The organism is Niallia endozanthoxylica (genome assembly GCF_008710145.1).
Lineage (GTDB): Bacteria > Bacillota > Bacilli > Bacillales > Cytobacillaceae > Bacillus_BD > Bacillus_BD endozanthoxylica.
On record NZ_VYKL01000035.1, the window covers coordinates 80,708 to 105,466 of the forward strand.

At 39.5% G+C, this 24,759-nt stretch carries 22 protein-coding genes; 7 read left to right on the top strand and 15 right to left on the bottom strand.

The features are described 5' to 3' along the window. Positions 1-101: 101 nt before the first annotated feature. The gene (gene secA, locus F4V44_RS20660) at positions 102-2,612 is read right to left on the bottom strand and encodes a preprotein translocase subunit SecA (protein WP_150441905.1); all 2,511 of its coding nucleotides are present in this window, start codon (positions 2,610-2,612) and stop codon (positions 102-104) included. 333 nt (positions 2,613-2,945) lie between these two features. Between secA and F4V44_RS27560 the strand changes: the two genes are divergently transcribed. Beyond that, a complete protein-coding gene (locus F4V44_RS27560) occupies positions 2,946-3,110 on the top strand; it encodes a hypothetical protein (RefSeq protein ID WP_191090793.1) in 165 nt (54 codons plus the stop codon). On the opposite strand, the gene hpf is transcribed toward F4V44_RS27560, so the two are convergent. From hpf to F4V44_RS20690, 6 genes are all read right to left on the bottom strand, one after another. Beyond that, positions 3,093-3,644 carry a ribosome hibernation-promoting factor, HPF/YfiA family gene (gene hpf, locus F4V44_RS20665; protein ID WP_150441906.1) on the bottom strand — a complete coding sequence of 184 codons (552 nt, stop codon included), beginning with the start codon at positions 3,642-3,644 and terminating at the stop codon, positions 3,093-3,095. The genes F4V44_RS27560 and hpf overlap by 18 nt on opposite strands. 293 nt (positions 3,645-3,937) lie before the next feature. Further along, on the bottom strand, positions 3,938-4,288 hold the full coding sequence (locus F4V44_RS20670) for a flagellar protein FliT (RefSeq protein WP_150441907.1): 351 nt from the start codon (positions 4,286-4,288) through the stop codon (positions 3,938-3,940). After that, the gene (gene fliS / locus F4V44_RS20675) at positions 4,288-4,689 is read right to left on the bottom strand and encodes a flagellar export chaperone FliS (protein WP_150441908.1); all 402 of its coding nucleotides are present in this window, start codon (positions 4,687-4,689) and stop codon (positions 4,288-4,290) included. The genes F4V44_RS20670 and fliS overlap by 1 nt, the downstream gene beginning before the upstream one ends. 27 nt (positions 4,690-4,716) lie before the next feature. Next, the gene (fliD, locus tag F4V44_RS20680) at positions 4,717-6,828 is read right to left on the bottom strand and encodes a flagellar filament capping protein FliD (protein WP_150441909.1); all 2,112 of its coding nucleotides are present in this window, start codon (positions 6,826-6,828) and stop codon (positions 4,717-4,719) included. Positions 6,829-6,841: 13 nt separating this feature from the next. After that, the gene (flaG, locus tag F4V44_RS20685; protein ID WP_150441910.1) at positions 6,842-7,207 is read right to left on the bottom strand and encodes a flagellar protein FlaG; all 366 of its coding nucleotides are present in this window, start codon (positions 7,205-7,207) and stop codon (positions 6,842-6,844) included. A gap of 229 nt (positions 7,208-7,436) precedes the next feature. Then, the gene (locus F4V44_RS20690) at positions 7,437-8,636 is read right to left on the bottom strand and encodes a CynX/NimT family MFS transporter (protein WP_150441911.1); all 1,200 of its coding nucleotides are present in this window, start codon (positions 8,634-8,636) and stop codon (positions 7,437-7,439) included. Between the two features lie 410 nt (positions 8,637-9,046). On the opposite strand from F4V44_RS20690, the gene F4V44_RS20695 reads away from it, so the two are divergent. The 4 genes from F4V44_RS20695 (at position 9,047) to F4V44_RS20710 (ending at position 12,970) form a co-directional block, all read left to right on the top strand. Continuing rightward, positions 9,047-10,726: a diguanylate cyclase domain-containing protein gene (locus tag F4V44_RS20695; protein WP_191090794.1), complete on the top strand. Its 1,680-nt coding sequence runs from the start codon at positions 9,047-9,049 to the stop codon at positions 10,724-10,726. A gap of 464 nt (positions 10,727-11,190) precedes the next feature. Beyond that, complete coding sequence (locus F4V44_RS20700) at positions 11,191-11,511, top strand: YbjQ family protein (protein WP_150441913.1); 321 nt, start codon at positions 11,191-11,193, stop codon at positions 11,509-11,511. Positions 11,512-11,514: 3 nt separating this feature from the next. Beyond that, on the top strand, positions 11,515-11,742 hold the full coding sequence (locus F4V44_RS20705; protein ID WP_150441914.1) for a hypothetical protein: 228 nt from the start codon (positions 11,515-11,517) through the stop codon (positions 11,740-11,742). A gap of 262 nt (positions 11,743-12,004) precedes the next feature. Next, on the top strand, positions 12,005-12,970 hold the full coding sequence (locus F4V44_RS20710) for a methyl-accepting chemotaxis protein (RefSeq protein WP_150441915.1): 966 nt from the start codon (positions 12,005-12,007) through the stop codon (positions 12,968-12,970). Positions 12,971-13,194: 224 nt separating this feature from the next. Here F4V44_RS20710 and F4V44_RS20715 read toward each other — a convergent pair whose 3' ends face one another. The 4 genes from F4V44_RS20715 to F4V44_RS20730 form a co-directional block, all read right to left on the bottom strand. Then, positions 13,195-13,911: a LutC/YkgG family protein gene (locus F4V44_RS20715; protein WP_150441916.1), complete on the bottom strand. Its 717-nt coding sequence runs from the start codon at positions 13,909-13,911 to the stop codon at positions 13,195-13,197. Then, on the bottom strand, positions 13,911-15,338 hold the full coding sequence (locus tag F4V44_RS20720; RefSeq protein WP_150441917.1) for a LutB/LldF family L-lactate oxidation iron-sulfur protein: 1,428 nt from the start codon (positions 15,336-15,338) through the stop codon (positions 13,911-13,913). The genes F4V44_RS20715 and F4V44_RS20720 overlap by 1 nt, the downstream gene beginning before the upstream one ends. A gap of 21 nt (positions 15,339-15,359) precedes the next feature. After that, positions 15,360-16,079, bottom strand: a complete 720-nt coding sequence (locus F4V44_RS20725; protein ID WP_150441918.1) for a (Fe-S)-binding protein — start codon at positions 16,077-16,079, stop codon at positions 15,360-15,362. A gap of 233 nt (positions 16,080-16,312) precedes the next feature. Then, positions 16,313-17,032 carry a FadR/GntR family transcriptional regulator gene (locus tag F4V44_RS20730; RefSeq protein WP_150441919.1) on the bottom strand — a complete coding sequence of 240 codons (720 nt, stop codon included), beginning with the start codon at positions 17,030-17,032 and terminating at the stop codon, positions 16,313-16,315. A gap of 327 nt (positions 17,033-17,359) precedes the next feature. On the opposite strand from F4V44_RS20730, the gene F4V44_RS20735 reads away from it, so the two are divergent. Then, on the top strand, positions 17,360-19,051 hold the full coding sequence (locus tag F4V44_RS20735; RefSeq protein ID WP_150441920.1) for an L-lactate permease: 1,692 nt from the start codon (positions 17,360-17,362) through the stop codon (positions 19,049-19,051). A gap of 179 nt (positions 19,052-19,230) precedes the next feature. On the opposite strand, the gene F4V44_RS20740 is transcribed toward F4V44_RS20735, so the two are convergent. The 4 genes from F4V44_RS20740 to F4V44_RS20755 form a co-directional block, all read right to left on the bottom strand. After that, positions 19,231-19,548: a YerC/YecD family TrpR-related protein gene (locus F4V44_RS20740; protein WP_150441921.1), complete on the bottom strand. Its 318-nt coding sequence runs from the start codon at positions 19,546-19,548 to the stop codon at positions 19,231-19,233. Between the two features lie 175 nt (positions 19,549-19,723). Next, complete coding sequence (locus tag F4V44_RS20745) at positions 19,724-20,878, bottom strand: Leu/Phe/Val dehydrogenase (RefSeq protein WP_150441922.1); 1,155 nt, start codon at positions 20,876-20,878, stop codon at positions 19,724-19,726. A 36-nt stretch (positions 20,879-20,914) separates the two neighbouring features. Beyond that, entirely contained in the window at positions 20,915-22,339 is a 1,425-nt protein-coding gene (gene nhaC, locus F4V44_RS20750; protein WP_150441923.1) for a Na+/H+ antiporter NhaC, read from the bottom strand. Positions 22,340-22,435: 96 nt separating this feature from the next. After that, on the bottom strand, positions 22,436-22,675 hold the full coding sequence (locus tag F4V44_RS20755) for a hypothetical protein (protein ID WP_150441924.1): 240 nt from the start codon (positions 22,673-22,675) through the stop codon (positions 22,436-22,438). A 556-nt stretch (positions 22,676-23,231) separates the two neighbouring features. Here F4V44_RS20755 and F4V44_RS20760 point away from each other — a divergent pair. Continuing rightward, entirely contained in the window at positions 23,232-24,443 is a 1,212-nt protein-coding gene (locus F4V44_RS20760; RefSeq protein ID WP_150441925.1) for a NupC/NupG family nucleoside CNT transporter, read from the top strand. Positions 24,444-24,759: the final 316 nt, after the last annotated feature.

Consider the following 24,759-nt stretch of genomic DNA (forward strand, 5'->3'; position numbering starts at 1 on the left):
TTCCCTTCACCTCAAATAAAATTAATCTATACTCACTAACAAGTATAACAAGGCCTATTCAGGATAGACCTTGTTATATAGCATGTAATGGATGGAATGGACTACTCCAATAATCCATGACAATTTTTATATTTTTTTCCGCTGCCGCATGGACACGGATCATTTCGCTTAATCTGATTGGTTTTCACAACCGGCTTTTTCTTCACTTCTCCGTCTTCCTTTGGATTCACAGCCTGTCCTTTTGCGACCTCTTCACGCTGAAGATTATTGCGAATTTCTGCTTTCATCACATACTTCGCTACTTCCTCTTCAATTGATTCAATCATTGCTTCAAACATCGCGAAGCCTTCCTGCTGATATTCACGGAGCGGGTTGATTTGTCCGTAGGCACGTAAATGAATTCCTTGACGAAGCTGATCCATCGTGTCAATATGATCCATCCATTTCGAATCAACGGCACGAAGAACAATGACTTTCTCAAACTCACGCGCTTGCGCTTCGCCTAGCTGCTCTTCTTTTTCATCATATTTTTCTTGTACCTTAGCCAATACCATATCAATGACTTCCTGGCTGTTCTTGCCTTGAAGATCATCAAGAGTGATGTCGCCCTCATTTAGAAGGTTTCCATTGATGTAATCTAACAGGCTTTGGACATTCTTTTCTTCTGGATCCTCGCCGCCTTCAAGATGAAGTGATACATTACGTGATAACGAAGCTTGAATCATATTTTCAACAATGCTGCGCAGATTTTCTGATTCTAACACTTCATTACGCTGTGCGTAAATAATTTCACGCTGTTGACGAAGAACATCATCATATTGCAGAAGTTGCTTACGAGCATCAAAGTTATTCCCTTCCACCCGTCTTTGTGCAGATTCAACCGCTTTTGATACCATTTTACTTTGAATTGGCTGGGTATCATCCATACCAAGCTTCTCCATCATGGCCTTCATATTATCGGAGCCAAAGCGGCGCATCAATTCGTCTTCCATAGAAAGATAGAACTGTGTCACCCCAGGATCTCCTTGACGGCCAGAACGTCCGCGAAGCTGGTTATCGATACGACGGCTTTCATGACGCTCCGTACCAATAACAGCAAGACCGCCAAGCTCCTTCACGCCTTCACCAAGCTTAATATCCGTACCGCGTCCGGCCATGTTTGTCGCAATCGTTACAGCACCAGGCTGTCCGGCATTTAAAATGATTTCTGCCTCGCTCTCATGGTTTTTCGCATTAAGGACATTATGCTTGATACCTTTTTTCGTTAAATAACGTGAAATCAGCTCAGACGTTTCAATGGCAACCGTACCAACAAGCACGGGCTGTCCTTTTTGATTCCGTTCAGCGATGTCTTCTACAACGGCCCGGAATTTACCATCCATGCTTGAATAGATTAAATCCGCTCTGTCATCACGGGCTATCGGCAGGTTGGTTGGAATGACAATGACATTCATATTATAAATGTTACGGAATTCTTCTTCCTCTGTCTTCGCCGTACCTGTCATACCAGACAGTTTTTCATACATCCGGAAATAGTTCTGGAACGTAATCGTTGCAAGAGTCATGCTTTCATTTTGAATTTCGAGCGCTTCTTTTGCTTCGATAGCCTGGTGGAGCCCTTCACTATAGCGGCGTCCCTTCATTAAACGTCCGGTGAATTGGTCAACAATGATAATTTCTCCGTCCTGCACCACATAGTCAACATCACGATGCATGCTTGAATGAGCCTTTAACGCCTGGATAATATGATGGTTCAGTGTTACGTGACGAATATCGAACAGGTTTTCAATTCCAAACGCACGCTCCGCCTTCGTCATTCCATTCTCTGTTAAAAGAACCCCTTTTGTTTTTTCATCATAGGTAAAGTCTTCATCTTTAATCAGCGTGCGAACAAACGCGTTCGCCTGAATATAAAGCTGTGTGGACTTTTGCGCGGAGCCGGAAATAATCAATGGTGTACGGGCTTCATCAATCAATATCGAGTCAACCTCATCAATAACAGCAAAATGCAAAGGACGCTGTACCTTTTGCTCTTTATACAGAACCATGTTATCACGTAAATAGTCAAAGCCGAGCTCATTATTCGTACTATAGGTGACATCGCAGGCATAGGCAGCCTGCTTGTCTTCTTTTGACAGACTGTTTAGGTTCAGTCCTACGGTTAATCCAAGGAAAGTATAGAGCTGGCCCATTTCACTGGCATCACGGCTTGCTAAATATTCGTTGACCGTTACAACGTGAACGCCTTTTCCTGTTAAGGCATTTAAATAAACAGGCATGGTAGAAGTTAATGTTTTCCCTTCCCCTGTTTTCATTTCCGAGATATTTCCCTCATGCAGGGAAATCCCCCCCATGATTTGAACAGGGTATGGATACATACCGAGTACACGTCTAGCCCCTTCACGCACAACGGCGAACGCTTCATATAATAAACTATCAATGGATTCTCCGCCTTGATAACGAGCCTTAAATTCCTCCGTCTTGCCGCGCAGCTCATCATCCGAAAGCTTTTCCATGTCAGAAGCAAGCGCTTCAACCTTCTCAGCCATTTTTGTGAGGCGTTTTATCTCCCGCTTATTCGGATCAAACACTTTACTTAAAATCCCAGCCATACGAACGCTCCTTTATTTGTTTCATGGGGAAGCACAGAGTCGATTCTATTTGCTTCCTTATCATATGCATGTCGCGAAAGCGTGATGTCAATTCTCCCGCTTCCAACGATATACATGTCGCTTCATTTTAATTACATTTTCTATCAATTATGAATGAAAAAAGATTCGCCTTCTAGAATATCGAATCCTCTCAATAATAACCGTTAATTTCCTTCATTATCTTACCACTTCCATTGAATAGTGACAACTTATCTTAGAGGGATTAACCTGACGATGGACTACCTTCTTGGAAAAAATAATCATTGTTTTCTGAGGATGAAAGGATGGTTTTGGATGTTCAAAAGGATAGTTAATATCTATCCATACCCACTTATTTCATTTATATACGATAGGCTGATTGAGAAAGAAGATAATAAAACGCAGCTCCTTTTGGAAAGAGCTGCGCTAGATGTTCATAACTATCATGATTGGGAGTTCACTTTAGTGAGCTTCGATTAATCCGTAACGGCCATCTTTACGCTTGTAAACAACGTTTGTACGGTTTGTTTCAGCATTTGTAAAGACATAGAAGCTGTGGCCAAGCATGTTCATTTGAAGGATAGCTTCTTCATTATCCATCGGCTTTAGATCAAAGCTTTTTTGACGAACAACTTCCAAATCAGTTTCTTCCTCAATTGCAGGTTCAGTTGGTTCATTTACTACATTAAACAATGTGCTGATTCCGCCTTTTTCACGGAATTTACGGTTTACTTTTGTTTTATGTTTACGGATTTGACGCTCTAACTTGTCAGTAATAAGGTCAATTCCGGCATACATGTCAGCGTTTACTTCCTCTGCACGTAATACAAGATGCGGGATTGGAATGGTTACTTCCACTTTCGCTTTTTTATCGCTGTACACTTTAAGATTAACATTTACGTTTGCTTTTGGTGTTTCTGTAAAGTATTTTTCAAGACGGCTAATTTTCTTTTCAACATACTCTCTAATTGCTGGAGTTACCTCAATGTTTTCACCACGAATGTTGTAGTTCATAAGTGAACTCCTCCTTTTCTTTTTCACTTTCGGCAAATCCTTTGCTTTTCTGATAGCAACAGGCATTTAGTTCCTGCTACCATCAGTAGTATAACCTTAGAGTCTGCCGTTGTGTGTAACTTTTATTTCTATATGATTATATTTCTATGTTGCCCTTCCAATCTCCTGCTAAATCAACTAATTTTTTCAAAATATGTCGAAACGGTGACAATTTTGTAAGAAAGCAGGAAACTCAAGGCTGGAGTAGTTTTTTTGAATAAGAAAATCTTCTGATGTCATGCATGAATAAAAAATTAATTTCGTTTGTCGTAAAAAACACCGTCTGCTGTTGGGAGTGAATCGTAAGGATTATGGTATTTTGTTTGTGATTGCTTCTTTTTTTGCAGTGTTTGGATATCCCTTTTGATGGACTCTTTTTCAACTGCCAGAAGCCTTGCTAACTTTTTTTCAAGCTCGACTAGCTGTTTTCCTCTTTCTTGGTCTTCTTGTGAAAAAGGGGGCTTCATCCCTTGCATGAACCCCTCCCGCTTTTCTAACAGTTCTTCAACCCCTGCAATTTTACCATCACGGTCATTAGACTGCTCGTTTTCAAGCAGTTTTATTAATTCAACCGTAGTTTGGTAGTAATCCTCTACTGCGCTCACTAGACTTGCCCGCCCTGTGCGAACTGCTTCTGACGATTCAATTGGATGACTTCTTTCCATGTATCACGAAACTCTGTAACAAAGCCTTCTACTTCATCTAGTATCGCCGGATCATTCTTTGTATTGGCTTCAATCAAACGGCGAAGTAAAAAGTCGTATAAGGACATCATGTCTTTGGAAACAGGAATATCCATATTTAATGTCACCATGAATTCTTGAATAATTTTTTGTGCTTTAATAAGGTTTGTGTTTTTTTCTTCTATATTCTTTTCAGCCATCGCTCTTTTAGCCATACGGATAAATTTGATACATCCATTATAAAGCATGAGTGTTAATTCTCCTGGAGATGCAGTGGTGACGGAATTTTGCTTATAAGATTGATAAGGATTTTGAACAGACATTTAGTGTACTTCCTTTCTATTTCTTCATTACATGGAAAAATTCTGCATGATATAGGCGGATTGCTGGTTGGCATTTTGAATGGCTTTTTCCATCGCTGTAAATTGTCTGTAATAGCGATCCTCCATAGCCTTCAATCGGTCTTCCAGACTGTCCATTTGATTATCAATATTGTTCAGTTGTTTACCAATGGCAAATTGATTATTCGTTGAATAGCTTTTCCCTGCTTTTTCATATAATATATCCATCGTTCGACCGACCGTATCATATAGACGCTGGGCAATCCCTTTTTGTGAATTGTTCGTGCCAGATGCATTGAATAAGGCTTCAATTGATTCAGGATCTTCTTCAATGGCCTTCTTCAGCTCTGCTTCATTAATCTCAAGCTTTCCGCCTTCTAAATAATTCGCCGTTGTCTTAATGCCGATGCTTGCGAGCTGATTATAGATAGGATTGATTTTCTCTGATTCTACTTTTCCGTAAAAATCCATCCGCATCGATGAAAGCAGGCTTGTTAACGTCTGATCCCGTCTTAAAAGACCGCTCTTTGCTTTCTCTTCCCACTGCTCCTGCTGCTTGTCCGACAGCTGTTCCCGCTGCTCATCCGTAAGCGGCGTATACCTTTTGAAACGCTCCTGCTGGGTTTTCTCTTGGATTTTCCCGATTAGTTCGTTGTACTTGTCGATGAAGCCTTTGATGTTTTCGAATATGGCATCGTTGTTGTTGTTGATGGCGATGGTGACGGGTGGAGCTGTATTCTTAGTTGCATCGGTGGAATCATTGAATGTTTGTTTTAGCGTAAAAGTCACTCCGTTAATTGCGAATGTGTTTGATGGACGATTGGTTTCTAGTCCATTTATCGTAAAAGAGGCATTTTCTGCTTCAACACTAATTCTACTTGTTCCTACTGCTTCCATCTGAAGCAAATCACTTATTCCTCCAGAAGTTCTAATTTCATTGCCAGTATCAAAATCACCGGTTTCAGTTCTTGTAAGTGACATCTTTCCAGTCACGGTATCATAGAACATATTGACTCCCGTATTAGCTGAGTTTACTCTGCTGATAACTGAATCCAGCGAGTCGTTGCCTGAAATAAGAAAGGAATCATGCCGTGCCCCTTTAGATGTATTTGTATCTAGAGAAAATGTTGTATATTTATGATTATAGGTAACTTCTAAAGTCATCGAGGTCTTAGAATCCTTTGCAGGTCTTAGCATATCTTCTGTTAATGTAATTTCTCCTGTTTCCCTATTAAGAATACCTACGACAGTTTTTTCCCCGGCCCTTGTCTCATAAATATCATTGGTATTAGCATCAATAGTAAAGGTACGACTTTGTTCCTCGTCTAATACTCCATCAGTCATTACTTTTAATGTAACGGAAGTATTTATACTCTGAATAGCACCTTGACTTAATTTTATGGAAGAACCTTCAGCAGGAATACTTATATTATCTGTTCGATTCTCAGCAATATAATCGACCTTAATTGCACTATCGATTGAAAGAGCATCTTTAAAATATAACTTATTATCTAAAACTAAAACTTCATTCTCAGCTAAGTCAGATTGTACCTTGTTCGTTACTACCTTGTATCCTTGACCATTAACTTTAACACTCCAGGAGGAAATGCTTTCTGTATCAATATTAGTAAGATTTAGCCCTATACCATTTTCACCTTTTTTAGCATTAAGCTCTTTACTTTCAATTGCACCAGTTTTCCATATCGCTTCCTCTGTACCCGTATATTGTAATTTACTTATTTGAGAATATATACTCTTTTTCGATTCAAAAGTGCTATCTTTGTAAATTGTATCAACTACTCTCGTTTCCGCACTTGCCAATTTAGAAACACTAGATATCGAATACGACGACAACGATGCCGCCCCCGACGCCGTAGCTGTCACTTTCGAATCATCCGTCGTTGTTGTCTCACGTGTTCTGTATTTTGTCGTTAACTTCATTTGTGTTAATTCCGAACGGAAGTTTAGGAGCAATGTATTCATTTCGCGGTAGTCGTCCCGCTGCCATTCCATTGTCTGTTTCTGCTGCTTAAGTTTATCAAGCGGCATTCGTTTGATTTTCATCATGTCGGAAACAATGGAATCAATATCCATACCGCTGGCTAATCCGCTGATTCGCATATTACTTCACCTCTTAAATCTTCTTATCTACAAGCAAACCGACAGATTCCATCATGCTGGCATAGGTGTCCAATATCTTTTTCGATGGAATTTCTCTTATCACTTCTTTTGTTTTATCATCAACAATCGTTACATAGAAATCATTTAATTTTTCATGCAGGACAAAATGAAGAGAAGTACTGACAGGCTGGATAAAGTCATTCAACCCTTTTACGATATCTTCCATTTTTTTCTTATCTACCTTAGACTGCTTTTCCTCTTGATTCTGTTCAGGCTTTTTCAGAATATCCTCGACCGGTTGTGTGGGTTGTGTCTTTTCTACTGGAGACACTCTTGCTGTATTTGAATTCGTTGGTTGATGCACACGATCAATATTCATAGAATCCCACTCCTATATTTTTCGCTTACTGCCTTTTATATCGGCAAAAGCGGGAACTTTTTAATAGAAATCTTACAGAATCTTTTTCAAAACGTTGTAATATTACTCCGAGAAAAATAAAAAACCCGAGTCATGACAACTCAGGTTCGTTAAACTATCCCATCCTCTAATAACCATATTCGCACCAGCATCCATTTGTGCCTTCACTGCCTTCCAATTCATCATCCTATTATACATATTGGTTTCGGCCGGCGCTTGCTCCGAAGAGACCAACGAGTACGCTGACTGCTATGAGAGTGATTAACGGAACGGTCCAGGTATGGGCGAAGTCGTAGAGGGATCCAATGGCAATCGGTCCTATTGCCGCGAGAATGTACCCAACGGACTGGGCCATACCGGATAATTCAGCAGCCTGTCTCGCATCCCTGCTCCTCATGCCTAAATAAGCCAGTCCCAACGGAAAACTTCCTCCCAATCCTACACCTAATAAAATGATACTAATCATTAGAATGGCAAACGATGTGCTAAACATAATTCCCGCATAGCCAAGGATGGAACAGGCACCAAGAATACCGGCCAGCCAGGCTTGGCTGCGAATTTTCCCGGCAATCACAGGCACAAAGAAGCTTGCAGGCAGCCCGATAAATTGAGTAAAGGAAAGCAGCCAGCCTGCTGTTGACGTACTGACACCAAAATCATGAAGCATTTCAGGCAGCCAGGCGATCGTGACATAAAATAGAAACGATTGAAAGCCCATAAACAAAGCCACATGCCAAGCAAGCGACGAGCGCCATATTCCCTTGCCTTTTTCTGAGGACCGTTTCATTTCCCCCTTATTTCCCTTGCTGTTTTTGATCAGATATATCCAAAGAAGGATGGCGATGACAGCTGGGATTCCCCATACGAGCAACGCGCGCTGCCACCCAAGATCAAATCCAATGGCCAACGGCACGCTGAAACCTGATGCCAGCGAAGCAACAAGTCCCATGGAGGTCGAATAGACACTCGTCATTAATCCGAACTTGGCTGGGAATTTATCTTTAATCACAACCGGTAAGAGCACATTACAAATCGCGATCCCTACACCAATCAAAAACGTTCCAGCAAAAAGGAAAAACACCGTTGAAATGGTTCGAACGATGACTCCAATTAGGATTGTTACAAGACCTATTTGCAGCGTCAACTCATTGTGAAACCGGCTAGCAATCTTCGGAACTAAGGGTGACATGAAAGCGAAACAAATAAGCGGGAGGCTCGTAAGCAGACCTGCACTCCAATGCGCGAGCCCTATATCCTCTTGAATCATACCGACCAATGGGCCCACTGACGTAATGGCAGGACGTAAATTGAAGGATACTAGCACAATGCCGACAATAAATAAATTTATGTATAGCGATTTTGTTTTTATAGCTGAATCAGGTAAAACCACAAACGTATCTCCTCTCTAAATACACCTTATATTAATATAACATAAAGATATTTTTCGTCTCCAAAAATAGTTGTATACTCTAAACCTTGAAGAGGAAATGTTTACTGTAAAGGTCACCCTCTCTTGTTTGACTTTTTTATCCCACTCTTAACGGGCAGTAAGACTCCACCTTAGGATTCTGAGGATATAAACAAATAGATGGGAGATCCAACTGCCCGTAAAGGTCCGATTAGTGAGATAAGGATTTTCTTTGGGCTTCAGCCCTTAGAAAATCCAATCAGGCTCTGCGTGACTAACCATCAGTAGGGATGAGGAAAGAATCCCCACTGACGGAAGTTTCACTTTATCTACTAGTCAGCGCAACTTTCTCATGGTATAAAAGATATATCGGTATAACTGGAGGAAGAGGTATGGGTTTATTAAATAAAATTTCTAATCTTTTTAAACAAAAAATGAATACTTCCCAGCAGCTTGAGATTGGAAAAAACCCGCTATTTACCCAACATCCAGATGCGACCCTTGTTCTTAACAAAGACAACCAAATTTTATTCATGAATCATCAAGCAACAGCATTGCTTGGCTATACTCTTAAAGAGGGAAAATCATCACTATCCAAATGGATGTCTGTAGATATGTATGAAAAGATGAAATCCTCTATTCAGCAGTCATTAAATAGTGAATCTGCCTCTGTTGACGTATTACTTCTTCATCAGAAGGGATACGAAATTCCAGTCAGCCTTACTTTGATTCCAAATGGAAGCGATTTCTTTTATTGTATTTGTAAAGATTTACGAACACTTAATGAATATAAAAATCAAATATCAAAATTGTATGATAATCTGCTTTATATTCAAAAAATCACCAATATCGGCAGCTTTGATTATGATGTGGTAAATGATAAGGCCTTTTGGTCACATCAAACCTATCAGATATTTGGTGTGGATGATGACGATTTTACCCCATCTTGGAAAAATATTGTTCAGTCTATACATCCAAATGATCGGACATTCTATGAAGAAACGATTCAAAAGGCCATTGATACAGGACAAGGATACGAGATGGAACACCGTATTTTGAGGAGCGGCGGGGAAGAACGAATTGCTTTTCAACGCGGTGATGTCATGATAGATGAAACAGGAAAATCCGTTCGACTGATTGGAACCATTCAAGATATAACAGAACAAAAAACGATTGAATTAAAATTAATCCAAAATGAAGTGCAGATGAAATCGGTCACAGATCGTCTTCATGTTGGCATTTGGTCATATGATGTAAGACAAAAACGATTTACGCTTTGCTCAAAAGGGATGGAAAAAATCTATGGTGTGGACCAAAAAGAATTCTTAGAAAGGCATTCAACCTGGTTTAAGTATATTCATCCGGAAGATTTGTTTTCTGCCCTCTATTTCTTTAAACATTCTATGAATGGAGAAGAAATGACATATGAACACCGAATTATTGATAGGGAAGGAAAGATGAAATGGATTCACCATCAAGTCCTGCCATACAAGAATTCAGACGGTAAGGTCATTCGATTAGACGGCATTATTGCTGATATTACAAAGGATAAAGAGCATAAAGAAACACTAACGTTTAATGCGAATCATGACCATTTAACAAAACTTCCAAACCGGCGTTATTTTGAAAAAGAATTAGAAGAACTTCTGCAACATTCCCAGCAAAGTTCAGAAAAGTTTGCTGTCTTTTATCTCGATTTGGATGGATTTAAATTGGTTAATGATACACTTGGCCATGAGATTGGCGATAAACTGCTCATTCATGTGGCCGAGCGATTGAAAAATATTTTAGGAGAGCACACCTTTCTTGCCCGTTTAGGCGGGGATGAGTTTGCCGTCTGCGTGAAGCAATTTGAAAATAATGAAGAGGTCAGTACGATTGCCAACCGCATCATTCTCGCTATGAAAGAGCCATTCCATTTAAATCATGAGCTGGTGAACACCGCAACGAGTATCGGAATCAGCTTTTTTCCAAAAGACGGCCAGGATGCTCCTACCCTGCTGAAGAAAGCGGATTTTGCTTTGTATCAAGCGAAGGAAGCAGGAAGAGGAAATTGGAAGTTTTATTCATAAAAATTATATACAGATACACAAAACCCTAATAGAAAAAGAGATTTCATATCTGAAGTTTCTTTTTCTATTAGGGTTTTTCTTAAGAAAATATCCCCTTGATGATACAGCAATCTAAATACTTATTTTTCCAGGCATATGGTATGATTAGAATAGATAATACATATATTCTTTTGATGTTTTTGGATAGATCAAATTCGTCCCGTCGAATTTGCGCCCGGATTTTTATCACGCTTCAAAACACCACATCCTGTGGTTTCGCCTGACTAGGACATCCTGTCCGTCGTCGAGCTCGCTCGATAAACTACCTCTAAAAAAATCCGTGGCATCCGCCGGAGGCTTAACTTCATTCAGCCGAGGTTTGACCTCCCTCTGAATCAGAGAGCTTCTTGCATTTATCCCTTAACTTTAGAGATGAAAGACTTCTGCTGAATGAAGTGAAAAAGATGGAGAATGGAGTGAAATCAATGATTATTGTAACGACAGAACGAGTTCCAAACTATAGGATAACAGAAGTAAAAGGGCCTGTTTTTGGATTGACTGTTAGAGCCCGCGGAATTGGAAAGGATATTATGGCTTCATTCAAAGGCTTGGTTGGCGGAGAAATTAATCAATACACAGAAATGCTCGAAGATGCCAGAAAGCAGGCCATGGACCGGATGGTCGAAAATGCAAAAGCGATGGGCGCGAATGCGATTATCATGATGCGGTTTGATTCAGGGGAAATCGGGCAGAACATGAGCGAGATTGTGGCCTATGGAACAGCCGTCATAGTTGAGCAGGAATAAAAAATGGAATGGATTCTCGGTTATTTCGGTGTACAAATTCTTATACTCGCTGTTTTGATTTTCGGCTCCTGGTTTATTTGGGACCGCCGCTTCAAAACAAAACATGGGACAGACGTACCCGAAGGCTATATCCGGACAAACGAAGTCTCCATTGATCCAACTACGAAGAAAAAACTTGTCGTCTACTATCACCCAGAAACAGGTAAGAGATTTTATAAAGAAGAAGATTAATAGTGCCGGGGGCAGATTATACCGTTTTACTAAAAACCATCTGCCTCTACGTTCGTTTGTGTCAATCGTATTTTCTTTTCACGTTCCTCCTCTCTCTATCCCCTTTTTTCTATCCCTTCAACGTTGAAAAATTCAGCAAAATCCTATGTAATGTGATATAAGTCATATTTTAGTAGTATAAATAGTATTAATATTTAACTAGTATAATGCCTTCCTTTTACCTATTTTAAATATCCACTTATTAGAAAGATTGGTGTAGAGTATGTTCGTTACGAAAGCCCGCCTTCATGAAATCGAAAAAGAAAAATTAGAGTTACAAGAAAAGATTGACCAAATGTTTTCTGAGTTTAAAGACAAAGAGTCCTTCTTTCAATCCTTTCTAGAGCGTTTTAATCAAGAATTAACCCAAACCATCGAACAGCATGAGCTTGTGAATAGCCAGCACTATACAATGGCAGATTTAGTAAAAGAAATCAAAAGTCATTTTGATAAAGTAGATCATTTAAGTTATTCCTCCTTTGAAAACTCTAAAAAGCTTCATCAAAAAGGAGAAAATTTAATCTTATCGGCAAAGGATATGGTGAGTAAATCGGACGAAGGAAGAGATTCCGTTAACAAGGTCGAACAACTGATTATCCAGCTTGGTGAGAAACTGGAAGAAACCTATAATAGAATGAATCAATTAAATGATCGTTCAAAGGAAATCGAATTGATTGTCATGACAATTAAGGAAATTGCCGAACAAACGAACCTTTTAGCGCTAAATGCTTCTATAGAAGCCGCGAGAGCTGGAGACCAGGGAAAAGGTTTTGCTGTTGTTGCGGAGGAAGTTCGAAAGCTTGCGGAAAGCACGGCTATGAGTACAAGCGACATCAGCCTGTTAACCCAAAACATTCAGAAAGATATTCATGATACCCTTCAATCGACCAATTCAAGTACCGAATTAATAAGAGAAGGAATGGATTTAAGCAAGGACACCTCTACCAAAATCGATTTTATTTCTTCGGTTATTTATCATGTGGAGAACGAGGTCAACACAGTGATTCAAAAGATTATAGAACAAAAAGAATATTCACAGGAAGTGATGGACGAAATCTCAAAAACGAAGTTTGTCTTTGATACGGCAAATCAATTAATCCTACAGCATATTGAAGATGCGAGTAAAGTGGATATGAAATTAGAAGAAACGATTAGACAAGTTACCTCTTTAGATGTAAAAAACAAGTAAACTAACAGTAAAGATTTTGATGATTGATCTTAATGTCCTATTGGAATCCTATTAATATAGAAAAAGTTATTTCAAATAAAATGAAGTCAATTTCTGTCTTTTTTATAGATAATAGACAAATGAAAGACATGACATATTTTATATAAAATACGTCATGTCCTTTTTATTCCACGATTGTGATCCATTAGGGGACAGTTAAAGCATAGGTAGAGCCCCTTCTATTTCTACAAATCTTCTACTACAATGTATTTCATTTTAACTGGTCCATGAACACCGACAACAAGGTTCAGCTCGATATCCGCTGAATTACTCGGACCGGTAATATAGTTAATACAGGAAGGAACTTGTTCACCCTGCTTAATCTTTTCACGTAATATTTTTGCCGCTTGGGTCATGCGCGGAACAATGGTGCTTTTTGGGACGATTACAATAGAGTTTGTTGGCAAAAAGCTGATGGTTCTCCCTCTATCCTTGCTGCTGTACAAAACAACGGTACCTGATTCAGCCAATGTGATTTCACTAATCGTTATTCCAACATTCGCTCTTTCAGCTTTCACAATATTTTCTTTCCCTAACGCAGAATTCCATTCAAATACATCAACATTGTCACTCGGTAAATCTTCCTTTAATAGTTTTCCAAGTCCAAATTGCTCAAAGCGCTTATCCTTCCACGTCACAATGGGTCCGCCGCCAACTGCTTCAATTGAACCCTTTAGTATTTCCGGTAATGTTTCTTTCGTCGTAACAACTAGTTTCGTATGAACTTTTGTGCATTGAAGTTTTAACACGTCTAACAATTCATCTTTAGTAGCACCCTTTAATACCTCTTCTTGCGGATTGTAAGCCCAATTTGGCTTTTTTACATAGGTTTTTCTTTCTCGGCCAAGACGATTAGCAATATCTTCTAGAAAAGCCTCACGATTTTTAATAGTTCCTTGCATTATTCATTTCCTCCTTTTGGCCGATTTTTAAACCAATCCCGGAAGCGCTCTTTATTAGGCGCTGGGAGATCGCGAATATCTGTCCATTCTTTTAAAAGACCGACACCTCTCGTAATATGGTCATCCGTAGACAGTGGTTTCGAAAGCACTGGTGCCATTTTTGAAGCCATATTATATAGAGTGGGTGAAGATGTTCCCATTCCAATCGTCTTCATAAGAACTTTTTCGGAAAAAGGCGCCTTCCCTTCCTTTTCAACAATCACTTGTCTGTGCTTCAAGATTAGCTCATGAAGCGGGATCTTTACCGGACATGCGTCCGTACAAGCCGAACATAAGGTGGAGGCATATGGTAATTCTTTATAATCATCATAGCCGCCAAGAAGCGGTGTTAAGACAACTCCAATGGGTCCAGGATAAATAGAACCATAAGAATGACCGCCGACATGTCTATATACTGGGCAAACATTTATACATGCTGCACAACGAATGCATTGAAGAGCCGATTGAAATTCCGTTCCAAGAATGTTTGAACGACCATTGTCAACGATCACTAGATGAAACTCTTCAGGACCATCCACATCGCCTTCCTCACGTGGACCTGTTAATGTTGTAATATAACTTGTTAATTTTTGGCCGACGGCACTGCGTGTAAGCATGCCGACCAATACTTCCATTTCTTCAAAGGTTGGAACAATACGCTCCATCCCCATGACAACGACTTGTGTTTTTGGCAGGGCCGCAACAAGGTCCGCATTGCCTTCATTTGTCACAAGTGTAATAGACCCTGTTTCTGCCACCGCAAAGTTACAGCCTGTTATCCCAAGATCTGCGGTCAAATAGTCTTGGCGTAAGGTTTGACGGGCAAATAAAGCAAGTTCTTCAGGTTTTTCTGTCTTTTTATAGTCTAGTTTTTCTGCAAATACATCCCTTATTTGCTCTTTATTTTTATGTAATGCAGGAACAACGATATGGGACGGAGGATCATGGTCGTCAACCTGTAAAATATACTCCCCCAGGTCCGTTTCAATCACTTCACAACCAATAGCTTCTAGTTTTTCATTGAGACTGATTTCCTCTGTCACCATGGATTTGGCTTTGACAATTTTTTTTGCCTGATTCTTTTTGGCAATGTTCGTAATATATCCTCCAGCCTCTTCAGCTGTTTTAGCAAAAAAGACATGACCGCCTCTTTTCGCCACATTTTCACTTAACTCAAATAAATAGTAATCAAGATTTTCGAGTACATGTTTTCGAATTTCTTCCCCATGATTACGCCATTCTTCCCAGTTCCCTAACTCATCCGTTACCATTTGCTTTCTGCCTTGGATTGTCTCTTGGGCGCTGGCAACCGCTCCTCTCATAAAGGAGTCTTGAATTTGATTTTTGACACGAACTTTAAATTTCTCTGAGCTCGTTTTCATTGACATATGTTTCTCCCCCCTCTTAACCTATACGCGACTATTTAACACTTCAGCGATATGAAGCACTTTGATTGGCTTTCCTTCTCTTGTAATCCGCCCTCCAATATTCATTAAGCAAGACGCATCGGCACCAATTAAATAGTCAGCACCCGTTTCTTCCACATGCTGAACTTTTTCATTCACCATTTGCTCAGATATTTGCCCCATTTTAACGGAGAACGTTCCGCCAAAACCACAGCAATTTTCTTTCCCTGGAAGCTCTATATATTCTAATCCCTTTACATAGCTTAATAATGTTAGTGGTGCCTTCTTAACTCCTAGTAATCTTGTCATATGGCATGATGTATGATAGGTAACCTTGCCAGGGAATGTCGCCCCAACATCTTTAATTTTTAAGACATCAACAATGAATTCCGTTAATTCATATGTTTTAGCTGCCAACTCTTTCGCCTTTGGCCCGTAGATCGGATCGTCTTTAAAGATATGTTGATATTCACGGAACATGTAAGCACAAGATCCAGATGGACTGACTACATATTCAGCATGCTGGAAGGTATCAATCATTTTTTTCATCGTTGGCTTCGTGTCCTCTACATACCCGCTGTTGTAGGTTGGCTGGCCACAGCATACTTGCGATTCGGGAAAATCAATTTCACAGCCAAGCTTTTCTAACAGTTCGACTGTTGCCTTCCCTACGTTCCCTTTAAACATATCAACAAGACATGTGGCAAATAAAGTTACTTTCATTTCGTCCATCCCTCTCCGAATAAAAATGAATCATGCAATTATTTTATTTATCTAAATAGAGTAAAAATTAATAAACTTACTTTACTACTAATCTATCAACTGGTCAACAGGTCATCTGATGACCAGTTGATAAAAAATACAATTAACACTTTTATAATACTATAAACATTTGATATTTCGAAAGTGTTTTCAAAATTTTTTAAAAATAAAAGGAGCTTTTTAAAAAAAGCTCCTTAATCCTTGTCTTCAAAATACTCTTGTAATATTTTTTCTACATTGTTCAAATGGGTAAGCATTGCTTTTCTAGCCTTTTCACCATCCTGTTTCACAACGGCTTGATAGATTTCAACATGCTCTTCATATAGCTTCTCGGTTGTCGTCCATTTAGAAAATAACAATAATCGCCGTGTTTCTCTCATCGTTTCCTGCATTAGATCAGAAACATGAAGCAATAAATTGGAGACGAGTGGATTTTGTGTAGCACCTGCCAGGGCTAAATGAAATTCCATATCCGATTTCTCCCCTAATTCTTCATTCCCATTGGAAACCTTCATTTCCTCTAATGCCGCTTTCATCTGTTCTAAGCTCTCCGCACTCCGTTTACTTGCAGCTACAGAGGCTGCCCCTACTTCAATAATCTTTCTTACCTCGAGAAGATTTTTCACATCTTCTTTATTCATCAACATCGCCGTTGAAAGTGGAAACGTTATATTTTCTGCCTCAAATTGCCTAACATATGTACCTTCACCCTGTTTCATTTCGATTAAGCCCATTGCTTTTAGAGCAGACAATGCCTCCCGAATGGCCGATCGGCCGACTTGGAAATTTTCCGCTAATTGCTCTACCGAATTTAGTTTATCTCCTGGTTTAAGTTGACCATTGCGAATCGCTTCATGAAGGGCTTCTGCCACTTCTTCGTATATTTTTTTGGGCTTAATTTGTTTATATTTCATTATTTCCTCCTCACATCCTTAGGTTACTATTCCTATTACTAAAATTATAATGGTTTATTAGTCCTTTACACAAATAAACTTAAATCACTTTTCTGAAATAAAATTCAGAAACTTTTCATAAATCTATTGTTTTTTTCAAAATTGCCAATTATAATTCAGACTATCGAAGTCATCCAGTCATCAGATGACCTTATCATAACACCTATGTTGAAAACATAAAAATGTAAACGATATCTAGTTAAAAGGAAGGGGGATTAAGTCCTACTTACATTAGAGGAATACAGAAAGAAGAGCAATAGTTTCATTGATTAATTGGAGGGTATATCTATGACATTTACTCAAAATTTTACGATAGTTGGAGATAGTTTAGCTCTAACAGCCATAGTGGCCGTTATCCCTATATTATATTTTTTCTGGGCACTTGCGATTAAACGTATGAAAGGACATATAGCTGGATTAACCACACTGGCTCTGGCGATTCTCCTTGCTATAATCGCTTTCAAAATGCCTGCTGCCATGACTTTTATGTCTGCCACTCAAGGGGCGGTTTACGGTATCATACCGATTGGCTGGATCATCGTAACATCCGTTTTCCTTTATAAGTTATCAGTCAAAAGCGGGCAGTTCGAAATTATTCGTAACTCTGTCCAATCGATTACAGAAGACCGCCGCTTACAGGCTTTACTCATTGCCTTTTCATTCGGGGCTTTCTTGGAAGGTGCCGCTGGATTTGGGGCTCCTGTTGCGATTTCAGCAGCGTTACTTGTAGGATTAGGCTTTAACCCGTTATACGCTGCCGGAATTTGTTTATTAGCCAACACCGCTCCTGTTGCCTTCGGGGCGATTGGGATTCCTATTACAGCGATGGCAGGTCCTGTAGGCATCGATGCCATGGAAATATCAAAAATGGTCGGACGCCAGCTTCCATTTATTTCTGTTTTTATTCCGCTGTATTTAGTGATTATTATGGCAGGATTTAAACGATCATTGGAAGTGATGCCTGCCATCCTTGTATCAGGACTATCATTTGCCATTGCCCAATATTTAAGCTCAAACTTTTTAGGCCCTGAATTACCGGATATTCTATCAGCTTTAATCTCATTATTTGCGTTAACCATTTTCTTAAAATTCTGGAAACCAAAAACGATTTTCCGATTCAAAGGGGAAGCTGAAATCGCAGCAGCTTCAGCAGTAAAAAATGAAAGAATTGAAAACGTTCACTATACAGCTGGACAAGTATTTAAAGCATGGTCTCCCTTCTTAGTTTTAACAGCATTTATTTCTTTTTGGGGGATTCCAGCAATAAAATCCGCATTAACAGGACATTATGAAGGAACAAATGTGATTCTAAAAGGCGTTAATTCGATTGGGCATCTGCTTACATATGCACCGGAAGTACCCTTCTTGCATAATAAAATTCTAAATGATGCAGGTACAGCGATTGCCGCTGTATATAAGCTTGAATTATTAGGTGCAGCTGGGACTGCCATTTTAATCGCTTGTTTTATCACAAAATATATTACTGGTTTATCTTGGAGCGATTGGTCAAAGACATTTAGTGAAACACTAAATGAATTAAAATTGCCTATTTTAACCATTGGTTCGGTTGTGGCCTTTGCTTATGTCGCTAACGCTGCAGGTATGACACACGCTCTTGGGATGATTATCGCAAAAACAGGTTCATTATTCCCATTCTTCTCACCATTCCTTGGCTGGCTCGGTGTGTTTATTACAGGTTCAGATACATCTGCCAACCTGTTGTTTGGAAACCTGCAAAAGATATCGGCCATGCAGGTTGGAATGGATCCATTGCTTGCTGTCGCTGCCAACTCTTCAGGCGGTGTTACCGGAAAAATGATTTCACCACAATCCATTGCCGTTGCATGTGCAGCCGTTGGACTAGCTGGAAAAGAATCCGAGTTACTTCGCTTTACGTTAAAGCATAGCTTCTTCCTAGTCATTCTTGTTGGAATTTTAACCTTCCTGCAAAGTAATGTATTGTCGTGGATGATTCCATAAAGTAAAACTTCCATCAGTGGGGGGAATCTTCTTCCCACACTGAAAAAGTTCAGATTGTTTAAAATAAGCGTAGACCTCCTTAATTAATCAAGGAGGTCTACGCTTATTTTCTTTCGTATTTCGTCCTAGACACCATTAATCCGCTAACCAAAATCAACATAGCCTTATGTATGAGCGGTCTATCCGGTCCCTTCAAACGATTCTAAATCCCCTATGCGATTTAGAATGAGCTCATAACCTCCTCCTCCTGATTCAATTAATTTTTTAATTCTTTTAATTGAAGTCGATGAGGCGCCGGTCTCAATCTGAATATCCATATAGGTATCGCCATCTCTAATCATCCTTGCCACTTCAAGCCTTTGACTAAAGGATTTCAACTCATTGATTGTACATAAATCATCAAAAAACTCCATACATTCTTGTTTTGTATTTAAGGAGAGAATCGCATGAAATAATTGTTTGACTATAGTTGATGATAATTCTTCTTTAATTTCCATTCCCTGCCCCCGATAAATTTTGTTATAAAGAATAACCTGAGAATTATTTTCATTAGTTATCACTATAATTATAGAAAAAATCTTAGTAAACATCAATTTTTTCTATAATTATAGTAGAAAGGGCTCCCGCAGACTTGGGCAGCCCCTCTAGATTTCTATTTATCTATGACAATGATTAACGACGAATTTCCCACTTTGGACGTTTCGTTGGAGAGAAGAAGCTATTTCTTACCTTTGTGATATTCAATCTTTTTTCACACATAAGATTAGCTGCTTCAAGTGTTGTCATATTTTCTTTTTCCGATTGTTCAAGTACCTCTAAAATCGAACGATAAATATTCTTTGTTTTGCTCAATATCCGCTCCTTATTTGGTCCATATAATTCATCCGCTACTTGGATCACACCGCCGCTATTTACAATATAATCAGGTGCATAAAGAATTCCTTTATCTTTTAACACCTTTGCATGGCTTTCATGAAGAAGCTGGTTATTGGCCGCACCTACAATGCCTTGTACCTTTAGTTGCTCAATTGTTTGGTCGTTGATAATTCCACCAATCGCACATGGAACGAAGATATCCGCATCGACTCCATAAATTTCACTGCCATTCACAGCCTTTACGTTTCCACCCATTTGTTTTGCTTTTTCTACTAACAGGTTGATGACTTCTTCGGAAATATCTGTTACATATAAATCTGCCCCCTGCTCTAGTAAATGTTCAGCTGTTTTATAACCAACCTTTCCTAGTCCCTGAATGGCAAATTTCTTTCCATTTAAATTCTCATGTCCCCATAATGTCTTTGCAACAGCTTGAATGCTGTATAATACACCAAGTGCTGTCGGAATGGACGTTTCACCGCCGCCGCCGTATTCTTCAGGCAAACCAGCAATGCAGTTCGTTTCCTTATGGGCATGAACGAAATCGTCTAAAACCGTTCCCATATCCGTACCTGTGTAAAATCTTCCTTTTAAGGAATCAATAAATTGTCCATAGGCACGGAATAATTCCGGCGTTTTGTCCTTCAGCGGGTCGCCGATAATTACACCTTTTCCGCCGCCAAAGTCGTTACCAGCGGCAGCATTTTTGTATGTCATCCCTTTTGATAAGCGCAGCGCATCTTCCAAAGCTTCTTCAAACGTGTCATATGGTCTCATTCTTGTTCCGCCCAATGCAGGTCCAAGTGTCGTATTATGAATCGCAATGATGGCTTTTAGGCCTGTTACTGGATCATTGCAGAAGACGACTTGCTCATGCTCTTGAATTTTTGTAAATAAGTCGAATGATTGAATAGATTGTACTGTTTTTTCATTTGATAAGGTTACTGCCATTTTAAATTCCTCCTAATAAGTTCGTATGTGTATGTGTTAACCCTCAAGTACTTCTCTTTGTACTTCAATGGTTTCTTCTTTCATTGCTTTTTCTTCTTGTAAAGGTGTGATGCCAATTCCGGTGTAGCCATAAATGATTGCTACAATCGGCGTGATGATACTAATAAAAACAAATGGAGCATACTCTACTCCGATATTTAACGTGGACATGATAAAGGCCCCTGTGACACCCCATGGAATCATTGCATGAACAATTGTCCCGCCATCTTCCAACGTTCTTGACAGGTTTTTCGGATGAAGCTTCAGTTTTTGATAAGCTGATTCAAATAATTGCCCCGGTAACAGAATGGATAAATATTGCTCACCGACAGTTAGGTTAATTCCAATGCAGGAGGCAACTGTTGATGCAATCACGTTTCCCCTGCTTTTTAACATGTTCTGAATGCCTTCAATAATGGATTGAGCAATTCCTATGTGTTGAATCATTCCTCCAAAAGCAAGTGAGATTAAAATGAGTGAAACACCAAATAACATACTGCTTAAGCCCCCAAGCGAAAGCAGACTGTCAATAGCTTCTACACCTGTATCCGCCACAAAACCGGTATGCATCGTTGTCATAATCGTTCCGATTCCCACACCAGGAACCGTATAGAACGTCGTTAAAATAGCTACCATTAAACCAATCACAAGCGATGGAATTGGGCTTACTCGTTTGATTGCGAGTATAATAATTAACAATGGTGATAGAATGGTAATCGGTGTAATCATAAACTCATCATTAAGAACTTGAATAAGTGTTTCAATTTGTTTACTGTCGGCCACACCCTTGTCTATAAAAAGACCGATGACCGTAAATGCCGCCAATGTCAGGATATAGCTTGGAATGGTTGTCCATAGCATATGTTTAATATGATCAAAGATATTGACCTTGGCAGTGGCCGCTGCTAGATTTGTTGTATCTGAAAGCGGAGAAATTTTATCACCAAAAATAGCCCCACAGACAATAGCCCCTGCTGTCATGGCTGGAGAAACACCTAAACCATAGGCAACCCCCATTAACGAAACCCCTACTGTACCAATTGCACTCCATGAGCTTCCGCAGACAACCGAGACAACCGAGCAAATCAACACGGTTGACACTAAGAAGAAATCTGGAGATAAAGCATGCAAACCATAATAGGTGATTGTTGGAACGGTTCCATTTAAAACCCATACTCCTATTAGAATTCCAATTAAACATAGAATTAAGATAGAAGGAATCCCTTGGGAAATACCTTTTGCCATGGCACTCTCTAAATCCTTCCATTTATACCCTAATGTAAGTCCATAACAAGCAAGAAAAATCGTTGCGATGACAATGGGAATCTGCGGTGCAACACCAAATTTCAGAATACTGATACCTAAAAATGTAATCACACTTAGTACAATCCCTATCGAGGCTAAAAATGAAGGTTTTTTCATGTATCTTCTCCTTTATCTCCTTTTATGAAAACAAGCATCCTTAGTAAGAAAAGCGCCAGCCACTCATTTTGATTCCATTCAAACAGTTCAATCAATTTAATAATGATTGATACTTCTGCTTTTTATTGATATTTTATATATAAGTATTATTTTTCTTTGCTGCCACCTGCTATTTCTAGGTGGTTTTTTATCTGTATAAGCAAAATAATGAAACTCGAAATTTCCAAGCTTGATGACAAACGGGGATCCTTTATTACTAGGCTGACCCATTTTACATAATGGGTTTTGCCTATAGAAAACGGAATCCGCTTTCATTTTTGGCAATACAGTATACATAGATTTCCTCCTTTAAGTGCTGCAACCTATTTTCTGGTGGGATTGATGGTATTTCCTTTTCCCATACAAGCATGATGTTTTTTTAATAAATAGAGCTAAACTGTTTTCATTTCCGACTATTATGAAAATTTAGAATTGTTATATTAGCACTGTCATTATATTAATTAAATCATTATGATGCAAAAATATTTATTAAAACGACAATGCGTTAGTGGATTAAAGGATTTACTTGCACCTTCATTCGCACGACTTCAATACAAGATAAGATGACCTGCGCTAATGCTGTCATCTTTTTTATCCCACTCTTAACGGGCAGTAAGACCCCCACCTCAAGATTCTGAGTATGCAAAAGAAGATAGGTGGGGGATTAACTGCCCGTAAAGGTCCGATTGGTTCAACTAACCATCAGTAGGGGATGAAGAAAACCCCCACTGATGGAAGTTTCACTTTATTTCAATTTATTGTCATCCTAATCTGCCCCTTCCAAACTTCATGAGTAAGCTATTCCCATACAGGAAATGATACTTAATAACGATAAAGTTATTGAGGTGAACTGATGAACGTTTTATGGGGAATACTAGGAATTATTGTTGTGTTTTCATTAGCTCTATTACTCTCAATCAATAGAAAAGCAATTAATTTGAGAACGATTTTAGGCGGATTAGCGATTCAAATTACATTTGCTTTTATTGTATTAAAATGGAATGCAGGCAGAGCGGCCATTAGCTGGGTTTCAGATCGGGTTCAAGATATTATTAATAGCGCCGCTGAAGGAATTGGTTTTGTATTTGGCCCTGCCGCTGATGCAGCCAATTTCGGTTTCGTGTTTGCCTTTCAAGTATTAACGATTATTATTTTCTTTTCCTCCTTAATTTCCGTTCTTTACTATCTCGGAATTATGCAATTTTTTATCAACATCCTTGGCGGCGGTTTATCGAAGCTTTTGGGAACAAGTAAAGCGGAATCGATGTCAGCTGCAGCAAATATCTTCGTCGGGCAGACAGAAGCGCCTCTTGTTGTTCGGCCTTTTATTCAAAAGATGTCCCAATCAGAGCTGTTTGCCGTCATGACTGGCGGGCTTGCTTCTGTTGCGGGATCAACTCTTGTTGGTTACGCCCTATTAGGGGTTCCGATGAATTATTTGCTGGCTGCAAGCTTCATGTCTGCTCCCGCCGGATTAATTATGGCAAAATTGGTGGTGCCAGAAACAGAAAAGATTGATGAAAAGGATTTTGCGATGGAAAAGGATACCGACTCCACAAATGTCATTGATGCAGCAGCACGCGGAGCGAGTGACGGACTTTCGCTTGCTTTAAATATTGGGGCCATGTTACTAGCGTTTATTTCATTAATTGCTTTGATTAACACCATTTTTGGAGCCATAGGAGGATTATTTGGTTATTCCGGACTGACGATGGAAGGAATTTTGGGTGTGATTTTCTCCCCGCTTGCCTTTGCAGTCGGTGTTCCATGGTCAGAAGCTGTCATAGCTGGCGGCTATATCGGGCAAAAGCTTGTATTGAATGAGTTTGTTGCTTATTCAGCCTTTGGACCACAAATTCCGGAGTTGGACCCTAAAACCGTGATTGTCGTGAGCTTTGCCCTTTGCGGCTTTGCGAACTTAACCTCCCTCGCTTCGCTTCTTGGAGGAATAGGCGGACTTGCACCAAGCAGACGCCCCGATATTGCGAGAATGGGATTGCGCTCGGTTGCTGCCGGAATGCTCGCATCACTGTTAAGTGCATCTATTGCTGGGATGTTTTTGTAGAATAGCAGGAAAAATGGGGTATTCGAGAAAACGGATAAAGTATGAAGTTGTTGAAAAGATTTTTTTCAGAAAGGGATAGGGCAAAAAGCCTGATACTGTTAGAATGGGAGATTGATTTTGACAGGGCTAAGCCAAAGTAAGCGTGAAACTGTCAGAGTGAATGCTTGATTTTGACTCGGTTAAGCGTTTTTCGTTCATTCCTGTCAAAATAAGAGCCCCTTTCTGACAACGTGAAGCTTTTTTCGGACAGTCCTGTCAGAATGAGAGCCGCTTTCTGACAACGTGAAGCTTTTTTCGTTCATTCCTGTCAAAATAA